The 11,325-nt window shown below is 42.3% G+C and carries 9 protein-coding genes; 7 read left to right on the top strand and 2 right to left on the bottom strand.

The window, feature by feature from the left end:
* Window positions 1-51: 51 nt before the first annotated feature.
* Both PU629_RS05420 and PU629_RS05425 read left to right on the top strand, forming a co-directional pair.
* Entirely contained in the window at window positions 52-717 is a 666-nt protein-coding gene (locus tag PU629_RS05420) for a response regulator transcription factor (protein ID WP_275283261.1), read from the top strand.
* Window positions 718-826: 109 nt separating this feature from the next.
* Window positions 827-1,237, top strand: a complete 411-nt coding sequence (locus PU629_RS05425) for a hypothetical protein (RefSeq protein WP_275283262.1) — start codon at window positions 827-829, stop codon at window positions 1,235-1,237.
* 300 nt (window positions 1,238-1,537) lie between these two features.
* Here PU629_RS05425 and PU629_RS05430 read toward each other — a convergent pair whose 3' ends face one another.
* Window positions 1,538-4,294, bottom strand: coding sequence for a PAS domain S-box protein (locus PU629_RS05430; protein ID WP_275283263.1), 2,757 nt, complete (start codon window positions 4,292-4,294; stop codon window positions 1,538-1,540).
* A gap of 240 nt (window positions 4,295-4,534) precedes the next feature.
* Between PU629_RS05430 and PU629_RS05435 the strand changes: the two genes are divergently transcribed.
* From PU629_RS05435 to glpK, 5 genes are all read left to right on the top strand, one after another.
* On the top strand, window positions 4,535-4,726 hold the full coding sequence (locus PU629_RS05435; RefSeq protein WP_275283264.1) for a DUF4025 domain-containing protein: 192 nt from the start codon (window positions 4,535-4,537) through the stop codon (window positions 4,724-4,726).
* Window positions 4,727-5,571: 845 nt separating this feature from the next.
* Entirely contained in the window at window positions 5,572-6,618 is a 1,047-nt protein-coding gene (locus PU629_RS05440; RefSeq protein WP_275283265.1) for an AI-2E family transporter, read from the top strand.
* 162 nt (window positions 6,619-6,780) lie between these two features.
* Window positions 6,781-7,344 (top strand): glycerol-3-phosphate responsive antiterminator, encoded by a 564-nt coding sequence (locus tag PU629_RS05445; protein WP_481900476.1) that lies wholly within the window; start codon window positions 6,781-6,783, stop codon window positions 7,342-7,344.
* A 170-nt stretch (window positions 7,345-7,514) separates the two neighbouring features.
* Window positions 7,515-8,354, top strand: coding sequence for an MIP/aquaporin family protein (locus PU629_RS05450; RefSeq protein WP_275283268.1), 840 nt, complete (start codon window positions 7,515-7,517; stop codon window positions 8,352-8,354).
* Window positions 8,355-8,574: 220 nt separating this feature from the next.
* Window positions 8,575-10,068 (top strand): glycerol kinase GlpK, encoded by a 1,494-nt coding sequence (gene glpK, locus PU629_RS05455; protein ID WP_275283270.1) that lies wholly within the window; start codon window positions 8,575-8,577, stop codon window positions 10,066-10,068.
* Window positions 10,069-11,095: 1,027 nt separating this feature from the next.
* On the opposite strand, the gene PU629_RS05460 is transcribed toward glpK, so the two are convergent.
* Window positions 11,096-11,251 carry a hypothetical protein gene (locus PU629_RS05460; RefSeq protein ID WP_275283272.1) on the bottom strand — a complete coding sequence of 52 codons (156 nt, stop codon included), beginning with the start codon at window positions 11,249-11,251 and terminating at the stop codon, window positions 11,096-11,098.
* Window positions 11,252-11,325 lie beyond the last annotated feature (74 nt).

An 11,325-nucleotide genomic window follows, 5' to 3' on the forward strand; every position in this document is an offset into this window, starting at 1 on the left:
ACATGATATAATAGTCACAAAATGACAGCTGATTGGATGGGGAGGAACAAGATGAAGACGGACAATCATTTGAAGATCGTCATTGCGGATGACCACGCCATAGTTCGGAGCGGTGTGAAGCTGCTGGTTGAAAAAGAAGAGGATATGCAGGTGATTGCCCTGGCTAGCCAAGGACAAGAAGCCGTTGATTTAGCTATTGCGCATCAGCCTGACGTCGTCATTATGGATATCAGTATGCCTCCTGGAATGGATGGTCTTGAAGCGACAAAATCGATTAAGAAGCAGGCGCCTGATTGCCATGTCTTGATCTTAACGATGCACGATGAACCGGACTATCTGTTTAAGGTACTGAATGAAGGGGCTTCAGGCTATATGTTGAAGCAAGCCCTTGATTATGAGCTCATTGCGGCGATTCGCGCCGTAGCGAATGGGGATGTCTATCTCTATCCGACAGCTGCCAAATGGATTGTAGGTCAAGTATTGGAGAGCCCTCAAGTGGGTGGCCGCCCTAAGGTTGATTTAAGCCACCTATCAGAAAGGGAGGAAGAGGTCTTAACGTATATTGCACGCGGCTTCGCTAATAAGGAGATATCGGAGGAACTTTATATTAGTGTTAAAACGGTCGAAACCCATAAAAAAAACATTATGGAGAAGTTGGGGCTTTCTAAAAGACATGAACTTGTCGATTATGCGTTGAAAAAAGGCTTGCTGAAATAAGCAGTCTTATAAATAGTCGGTTGACCTGAGATGGTTTGCTAAAAACTAATAGGACGCTTTTGTTTTCGACAAATGGAAGAAGCTAGACTGATTGAGAGGATCTGGGAGTATGAGCCATTCATTGCTTGTTATTGTCACAAAAAATCAAGATACTTCAAGAAAGGCTGTAAAAAAAGCCATAGAATTGGCGAAGGAAATGCCTTCTTCCAAACTTCGATTGTTATATATGCACACTCTCTCAACCGACTCCCAAATAGAAGCGATCCATAGGTCTTTTCAAAAAGAATTAGAAAAAGATTCAGAGGCCGCCTTTCTTCCATGCTTACAATTAATCGAAAATGAACAGCTTTCTTATGAAAAATATATCGGCATTGGTAATTTGCTGCATGAAGTACGAATTCAAGTCCATTTAGGTCGATGCGGCCTTCTAATCATGACTCGGGAGCAGTTGAGTGACTTACAAGAAGAAGCCACCAATGTTGATGACAAGCTGACCTGTCCGGTCTTATATGTGGAATAGAGATAACGGCTTAAGTGGCGTCATACGAATCTTCTAATGGAGTCAACCATGTTCAAGCGGGTTGGCTTTTTTAGCTTCCGTGGCGCGTTGTAAGGCAAAAGCTCAAGACGTCCAATGGGGTGGGTTTAACTAGACTAGAAATCAATCAGCCTCAAAATCAGCGAATGCTCGTTACACGTTGCCCTAATTAGGCGTAACGAGAATACGCTAATTGACAAAATGGACATCCGGATAAGGGGTTGGAAATAAAAAAGGTATCCTTGGGAAATGTGCTTTCCTTTAAGGATACCTTTTTGCAAGTTATAGATTTTGAATAAATTGTTGAATGCGTTGGAATTCACTTTCTAACGTATTAATTAGAACGAGGGCTTCAGCCGCATGGCCCGATTTTAATTCGGTTTCGAGAGCCGTACTTATTTTTTGAAAAGGTCGAGCTTCGATAACAGCCGATGCTCCTTTAAGCCCATGGGCAATCTTTGCTCCGTCTTCCAGCTGTTGTTCTTCGAGTGCTGCTCTTAAGCTTTCGAGTTCCGGTGCAATGCTCTCACAGAAAACATGAAGCAGATCGAGAAGCTCCGCTTGATTGCTTCCATAAGTCATTTTTAATACATCCAGGTGGATGGGCTCCTCTTCAGGCGGTGGATCTAATGTTGGCTGAGCAGGTTCAGCCTGACCGGCTTCCCCCATCTGAGGAAGCCATTTTGTTAAAATAGCTTCTAGTCCATCTAAAGAGACGGGTTTACTCAAATAGTCATCCATGCCATTTTTCAGGTACCGTACTTGATCCTCAGCCATGGCATTCGCGGTTACAGCAATAATAGGAAGATGCTCGCCTTTTATTTCGGACTCGCGAATTCTCCGGGTGACTTCAACGCCATCCATATCAGGCATTTGGATATCCATTAGAACGAGGTGGTAGTCTTTAGTCTGCAGTCTCTCGAGTGCTTGAGCTCCGTTTTCTGCTAGATCGGCCTTAAACCCCAATTTTTTGAGCTGATAGAGGGTGACCTTCTGGTTAACAGGATGATCCTCAACTAGGAGTATAGCAGCTTCTTGGGCCTTTGCAGATGGCTTCTTGGGTCCTTGTGTAACAGACCTTTTGGCCTCATCTGGGATAGGAGGAAGCTCTTTTTCATTTAGAAATAAAGAAATGCAGGAGCGGAGCTGACTCTGTTTGATCGGTTGAGCAAGTTGGGCTGAAAAACCGTTATCCTCCGTCACCTTTTGATCGGAGTCAATTTCTAATAGACGAATCAACTTTGTATTTAAAAGATCTTTATCCCTATGAACGATATCTGCGAAGGTAAGGCTGTCAATGCCAGAAGCTTTAAGGCTCACGATCGCGATTGGATAAGGTGTTTGATCAAGAGAGGCTTTCTTTAAAATAGACAAGCCCTCGATCCCATTCTCACAATAACTGACTCGGCATCCCCAAGATTCCAGGTAGGAGGTGATAATATCCCGGGAAATAGGGTCGTCGATAACGAGTAAAATAGGCAGGGCATTCAATTGGTTAAATGAAACGGTTTTAGGTATGGAACGATCTCTTTCCTGTATTTCAAAAGGAAGCTGAAGCCAAAAGGTGGTTCCTTTACCTTTTTCACTCTCAATCCCCATGGTGCCGTCCATGAGCTCAACAATTCGTTTCGAAATCGCAAGGCCAAGTCCAGTTCCGCCATATTTTCGTGTCGGGGTCCCATCCGCTTGAAAAAAAGGCTGAAATAAGAGGGCTTGGTCCGAGTCACTAATGCCCATCCCTGTATCGGTGACAGTAAAGGTTAAGGTAAGAGTGGCTTCTGTCTCCTCAAGTAAATTGACTCGGACAATGACATGACCATGTTGAGTAAATTTAATGGCATTATCCGTTAAATTAATGAGAACCTGACGAAGCCTCATCGGATCTCCCTTAATGGTTCTAGGGATTTTGGGATCCACAAAAGTTAGGAGTGTTAAGCCTTTAGCCTTCGCTTTTGGGACAAACATTTCAGCTATGCCCTCGACAAGTGTCATCGGATCAAAATCAATGGAATCAATTTTAAGCTTTCCGGCTTCCATTTTGGAAAAATCTAAGATGTCATTAATAATGGTAAGTAAGGCATGAGCGGAATCGTGAATGATGGTCACCCAATCTAGTTGATCAGGTGAAAGCTCTGATTGCAGAAGCAATTCGCTTACGCCAATAATGCCATTCATTGGCGTTCGAATTTCATGACTCATATTCGCCAAAAACTGGGATTTTACATGCGCGGATTCTAATGCTTGATCTCGAGCTAAGGCAAGTGCCTCTTCCATTTTTTTTCGGTGGGTGATATCGATGCCGGTTCCGACAACCTCGATAACTTGTCCATTCTCCATGATGGGGGAAAGAGAGATATGGATGACGCGATTCTTAATCCCCGCCTCGTAGCTTACAGGATTCCCTTGAAAAGCTTCGTAGAACTTATCTTCTAAGTAAAGGCGGCGGCGCTTATCTAAAATATCTTCTGGTTTCTTCCCTATCATTTCTTCAGACATAAAGCCTAATTCTTGGGCTAGCTTCCCCTCAAAAAGAGTAAACACAAAGGAGCCTGCTTCCAATTGCTTGAATTTAAAAACAATCGTCTGAAGGTTCCTCACCGTGTGGCGAAAATCGTCTTTTAGTGCTTCTTGGAGAGCGTTTTGGGCATCCTTGCGTTCCGTAATATCGTGAATGATCCCAATAAAATAGATGTTTTCTTTAACTTTAAATTGAGAGACAGCCAACTCCATTGGGAAAGTAGTGCCATTCTTCCGTTTTCCCTCGACCTCTCGACCAATGCCAATGATTTTGGCAGTCCCTGTTTCAAGATAGTTGCGAATATATTGATCATGATGTGAATGGAAAGGTTCGGGCATAAGCATAGACACGTTTTGCCCAATGACTTCCTCGGATTGGTAGCCAAAGATATGGAGGGCGGCAGGATTAATCGTTTCGACGATCCCTCTACGGTTGATTGTGATGATTCCATCTAAAACGTTATCAATGACTAACTGAGCGATCGTTTCTTTTTCAGATGAGAATTTTTTTTCGTGCATCATATGAATCGCTCCTAACCATTTGGATAAGGTGAAAAAGGCAATCGCCAGTGGGCCTTGTTCACCGTTATAAGAAAACCGGTCATTTGCTAATGAGCGCTTGTGATTAATGGGCGCTTTTCTAGTGTTATTGTCCCATTCTGAGTGGCGGAGTACAAGTATTAAATCAGTTCAATCCTCCTATGCATAAATACACTCTAAAGGACTTAAACTACTCGAATCAACGAGTAAAGGATGATGAAGATGGGTCAGAAGGATCTGAAAGCGGCAAATGAGGATTTCAAAAGAAGCGGTTATTCAGAAGATCTTGATGAGCAAGCGATCACTCAAGAACAGATTTTTGATGTGTACAATGAAGGAACCGTTGATCAAATGCTCGAAAATGGAGGCCGGCAAAAGCGTTCAGCAGATTCGCCACAGGATTACAACGCCTAACCTTGCAATAGATTCGCCACGTAGTTCAATACGGTTCGGACAGGCTTGCTTCAAAACACCCAGGTTTCTAATAACGGGTTTACTTGTGAGGTGCAAAACTCTAATTATCACCTTAAATCACACTACTATTCACAATAACATCACAGAAAGAAAAGACTAGTAAACGACAAAACAACCGAATCTTTTGAGATTCGGTTGTTTTACTTTCATAAAAGGCAATCGATTACCTATTTCATTAAATGGCTAAAGCGAACCTTCTAAATAAGCGGAAAAATTCCGCTTATTTAGAAATCAACAATGAAAATAGCTAAAATAGACGGAGAAATTCCGACTATTGACTTGAAAAACATGAAAATGGGTCAATTCTTTTTGTTTAAACGGAAAAACTCCGCTTATTTACGACGAACTGAACGCTACTTTGGTTGATAACGGAAAAAATTCCGCTTATTTCACATAGCACAGGTGACTCTAAAATTTCTTGTTAACCATGACATTCCGTTTTTTACTTTAAGAACATCTTTTTCACAAAGTCTTCGATAAGCGAACTTTTATTTTAACGTATAGATCCAAATGACTTGGTAATCACTCTACCTTTCACTTGCTCAATCACTGGTTAATTCACACACCTCATTCGAATAGCACCGCGCAGTACCCTTTTAGTAAACGATTCCTTTCTAAAAATGGGGCAGTCAAAAAAAGGACTTCCGTCATATGAAAATTGTCGCATTTAGTTCAACAATTATGGGTTGTTAAAAACAAGGATATAGGAGAAAATAAAAAGTAGAGGGGAAAGTTCACCAGCTTTTGATTGATTTTAAATAGATTGTTATGTTGAGGAGAATAAAATGGACACATTGGTTGCATTTGTAAAATCCCGTGGCTTTATTCGTTTTTTAACCCTTGCTTTTTTTGTCCTTTTGCTCTATTTTTTGAGAGATTTAATCAACTTGATTTTATTCACGTTTATTTTTACATTCTTAATTGGCCGGTTACATGTGTTTCTCATGACCTATCTGAAAAAGATTATGCCCATCAATTCGAATTTGGTCATTATTTTATTATATATATTAATCGTAGCCCTCATTGTTTTCGGGGCTTATCGTTATCTTCCGGTTGTGATTAAGCAGGTTGTCCAGTTAACAGATCAGTTAACTTCTTATTATTCATACTACACCACTCATCCACCGGATAATAAACTATTAGGTTATTTGTTTGACAAAGCCAAAACGATTGCCAAACCAACTGATTTAGCTAATAAAATTTCGATGGTTTATAGTTATGTGACAAGCGTTGGAAAGATTAGCGTACAGATTCTTTTAGCGCTTTTGCTTAGCCTGTTCTTTCTGCTTGAGAAAAACAGTATTACGACTTTCTCAGCCAAATTCCGTACGAGTCAAATCGGTCCCTTTGTTAATGAAGTGGAATTCTTTGGACGGAAATTCGCTAATACATTTGGAAAGGTTATTGAAGTCCAATTCTTAATTGCCTTTACGAATGCCGTTATATCGTCCATCATTTTGTTTTTCTTAGGCTTTCCGAAAATATTTGGGCTCGGTGTCATGATTTTAGTCTTTGGCCTGATCCCTGTTGCGGGTGTGTTTATCTCACTTGTTCCATTAATGACGATCGCTTATACGATTGGCGGCGGTAGAGAAATTATTTATGTTCTGATTATGGTTGTTCTTATCCATGCGCTTGAAAGCTATGTTCTGAATCCAAAATTCATGTCAGCCAAGACGAATCTGCCTGCTTTTTATACATTTATCATTTTAATTGTATCTGAGCATTTTCTCGGCATATGGGGTCTCATAATTGGCATCCCTATCTTTATCTTCATATTAGATATCATGGGGGTTCAAAATTCAGATTCGGTCAAGGCGGTAAAAAAATAGAGTCCTGAAGAAGGTCTGCTCATTAGGGCAGATCTTTTTGTTATACTATCAGTGGGTATAAGCACTGGCTTTTAACTAAAGCTTTCGCTGGCTCTTGGCGACAAGCCAAGTTTTTTAATAATAACAAATAAAAAATCATGAATTATGGAAAGAGGGTTGCTTTTGTTCCATTTTAAAGAACCGATCATATTGCCTGCACTTCGACATTTAGAGGATTTGGAAGATATCTTGAACTTGCCTCAGCCATATATGGTAATATTGGACAGCCACATTGCAAGACTGCAGCCTATCATTAAAATGGCCAGAAAGCATGCTAAAAAGGTGCTTTTGCATGCGGATCTCATCAACGGGTTAAAGAGTGATGAGCATGCAGCTGAATTCTTGTGCCAAGAGATTCGTCCTGATGGCCTTATTTCGACTCGGGGCAGTGTCCTGCAGGTGGCAAAAAGGAAGAAGCTTCTGGCTATACAGCGCATCTTCCTTCTGGATTCCTTATCGATCGAAACCAGTTTTCGAACCTTTGATAAAGTAAAGCCCGACTTAGTCGAACTTTTACCAGGAGTCGTTCCAAACATGATTAAAGAAGTGAGTCAACGCACAAATGTTCCATTGATTGCCGGCGGTCTTATTCGAACCGAGCAAGATGTACGAATGGCTATTCAGGCAGGGGCAACAGCTATCACCACGTCGAACAAGAAATTGTGGAGATTATCTATAAAAGATTGAGATAAGAAAAAGGTTGACAGCGTTTTCAACGTATAATAACTTTTAGTTAAGTTAATAATTAATTGTGAATGAGACCATTTGAGAGACTCACAACTGACTGTAAAACACTCCTGTTTTACAGATTGCGTTGGGGGTCTTTTTGCGTTTCTTTCATGAGAGGAGGATAAGGCATGCATGGATTTTTTGGGGAACTGATAGGGACGATGATTTTGATCATTTTTGGGGCGGGTGTCTGCGCCGGCGTTAACTTGAATAAGTCGTTGGCCAATAGCTCTGGCTGGATTGTCATCACCTTTGGCTGGGGATTCGCTGTTGCAATCGCTGCTTATTCAGTAGGAAAATTTACTGGAGCTCATTTAAATCCGGCCTTAACACTAGCACTTGCTTCGGCAGGAGATTTCCCTTGGTCGAAGGTTCCTGAATATATTGCCGGCCAAATGGTTGGAACTTTTCTTGGAGCTGTTATTGTCTATTTTCATTACCTCCCGCACTGGAAAGCAACAAAAGATCAGGGGGCAAAGCTTGGGACGTTCTCAACAGGACCTTCAATCCCTCACACCTTTTCGAATCTAGTGAGTGAAATAATTGGGACATTTGTTTTAGTACTTGGTATTTTAGCTATTGGTGCCAATAAGTTTGCTGATGGTCTGAATCCGCTTATCGTTGGCTTTTTGATTGTCGCCATTGGTCTTTCTTTAGGAGGGACAACAGGTTATGCGATTAACCCAGCGCGTGACTTGGGACCGCGTATTGCCCATGCTCTATTACCGATTGCAGGTAAAGGCAGCTCCAATTGGGGTTACGCCTGGATCCCAGTCGTCGGACCTATTCTGGGTGGTGTATTCGGCTGCCTTTTCTACAATGCGGCATTTCTTGGAAAAGTTTCTCCTGCCGTTTGGATCTTTGGTGTTATCATTCTGATCGTTTTAATTGCAGCTTTTGCAACGGAACGAAAAATTCCAGCAAGCCGTTATGTAGAATCTGCTGAAATGGATCGTGATGCGAGTTAATAGGATGGCTGCATAGGCTAGCTTTTCCAGATAGAATTTCTTTAAAATGAAAAGTGATCGATTTATTGTTAGTCTCATAATTATAGGTTAGACAGCCGTTCAAACTGATAGAGTTAAAAAGGTTTGGCTTAACTAGTAAAAATTAGATGATTACTTATTTAGAAATTGCCATTAGGCAAAAAAATAAAAGATAAGGCTTAGCCTGAGAGGGGTTTCATTTATGGAAAAAAAATATATTTTGGCGATCGACCAAGGGACAACAAGTTCACGTGCGATTATCTTTAATGAAAAAGCAGAAATTGTAAAGATTGCTCAAAAGGAATTCACCCAATACTTTCCTAAGCCGGGCTGGGTGGAGCATGATGCGAATGAAATATGGTCATCCGTTCTGGCTGTCATTGCTGAGGCACTCTCCACTTCTGGCATTAATGCCAAAGAAATTGCGGGTATTGGAATTACCAATCAGCGTGAAACAGCCGTTGTCTGGGATAAAAATACTAGCCAACCTGTTTACCATGCTCTTGTCTGGCAATCCCGTCAAACATCCGGAATTTGTGAAGCGTTAAAAGCCGCTGGGCATGAAGAGCTGATTCGGGATAAAACAGGTCTCTTGATTGATCCTTATTTCTCTGGGACTAAAGTAAAATGGATTTTAGATCATGTAGAAGGAGCTCGGGAAAAAGCAGAAAAAGGGGATTTACTTTTTGGTACGGTAGACTCTTGGTTAATCTGGAAGCTATCAGGAGGAAAAGCCCATGTAACCGACTATTCCAATGCGTCAAGAACGTTGATGTATAACATTTACAAGTTGGAATGGGATGAGGAACTCCTTGATATTTTAACGGTTCCAAAAGCGATGCTTCCTGAAGTTAAGCCTTCCTCAGAAGTGTATGCACATACGATTGATTATCATTTCTTTGGGGAAGAGGTTCCTATTGCAGGGGTAGCTGGTGACCAGCAAGCCGCACTGTTTGGTCAAGCTTGCTTTGAAGAAGGAATGGCGAAGAATACTTACGGAACAGGCTGCTTTATGCTGATGAACACAGGAGAAAAAGCAGTAAAGTCAAAAAATGGCCTTTTAACAACTCTTGCCTGGGGATTAAACGGGAAGGTTGAGTATGCCCTTGAAGGAAGTATTTTCGTTGCGGGTTCAGCGATTCAGTGGCTTCGTGATGGTTTGAAATTAATCGATAATGCGCCTGAAAGTGAAGACTATGCGACAAAGGTTGAATCTACTGACGGTGTCTATGTCGTTCCTGCTTTCGTTGGACTTGGAACGCCTTATTGGGAAAGTGATGTTCGCGGGGCTGTCTTTGGTTTGACACGTGGAACAAGCAAAGAGCACTTTGTTCGGGCAACACTAGAATCACTGGCTTACCAAACAAAAGATGTTTTGGATGCAATGGAAGCCGATTCAGGCATTGAATTGAAAACGCTTCGTGTTGATGGCGGCGCTTCACTCAATAATTTTCTCATGCAATTCCAAAGCGATCTCTTGAATGTTCCTGTTGAACGGCCAATCATCAGTGAAACGACGGCTCTCGGTGCCGCCTATCTTGCGGGCTTAGCTGTTGGTTTCTGGAAGAGCCGCGATGACATTACGAACAATTGGGCAGTTGATAGGTCCTTTGATGTTACCATGTCTGAAGAAGATCGGGATTCATTATACTGTGGCTGGAAGAAAGCGGTTAAAGCCACGATTGCCTTTAAATAATAGCAACACCCAAGTAAACCAATTAGGCAGGGTATGTCCCTGCCTTTTTTGTTGTTTAGGAAATTATAAAATTCTTGACTTGTGGATACATCGACATTGAAACGTCGTTTTTTGTGCGAAAATAACCTCGCTTTGCGCGGGCGCGGCAATACGTCCGCGCAAAGCGAGGCAATCGTCGTACACGTAAAACGATTAGGCGTAACCAGAATACGTTATCCGCCTGAAATTGGGCTGAAATGCCGAAATAAGAGACTGCCGTTACGCCTATTTCGGTTGAGCGTAACGAGGCTACGCTAACCTCCGCGAAATGGGACGGAATGCGGAAATAAAGGACTGCCGTTACGCCTATTTCGGTTGAGCGTAACGAGAATACGCTATCCTCGGCTAAACGGGCCGGAATGCGGAAATAAAGGACTGCCGTTACGCCTATTTAAGTTGAGCGTAACGAGGCTACGCTATCCTCCGCTAAACGGGGCTGAAATGCGGAAATAAAGGACTGCCGTTACGCCTATTTCGGTTGAACGTAACGAGAATACGCTATCCGCCTCCAAATGGGTCAGAAAGCCGAAATAAAGGACTGAGGTTACGCCTAAATCAGATGAGCGTAACGAGAATACGCTAACCTCCGCTAAACGGGGCTGAAATGCCGAAATAAGAGAATGCCGTTACGCCTATTTCGGTTGAACGTAACGAGGCTACGCTATCGTCCGCTAAACTGGGCTGAAATGCGGAAATAAGAGAATGCCGTTACGCCTATTTCGGTTGAGCGTAACGAGGCTACGCTATCGTCCGCTAAACGGGGCTGAAATGCGGAAATAAAGGACTGCCGTTACGCCTATTTAAGTTGAGCGTAACGAGGCTACGCTATCGTCCGCTAAACTGGGCTGAAATGCGGAAATAAGAGAATGCCGTTACGCCTATTTCGGTTGAGCGTAACGAGGCTACGCTAACCTCCGCGAAATGGGCCGGAATGCCGAAATAAAGGACTGCCGTTACGTCTATTTCGATTGAGCGTAACGAGGCTACGCTATCGTCCGCTAAACTGGGCTGAAATGTGGAAATAAGAGAATGCCGTTACGCCTATTTCGGTTGAGCGTAACCAGAATACGCTATCCCTCTCCCAATTGCCCATTTGAGTCGTTAGGCGTAACGAGCATTCTCTATTTAACTCGGAACGGCCCATTTTACCCAGGAAGTTGACCAGTAACGTATCCCAGTTACGCTTCTTATGTTAAAACGGGACGATTTTCCACATTG

The sequence above is a fragment of the Pullulanibacillus sp. KACC 23026 genome (genome assembly GCF_029094525.1).
Classification (GTDB): Bacteria; Bacillota; Bacilli; order Bacillales; family Sporolactobacillaceae; genus KACC-23026.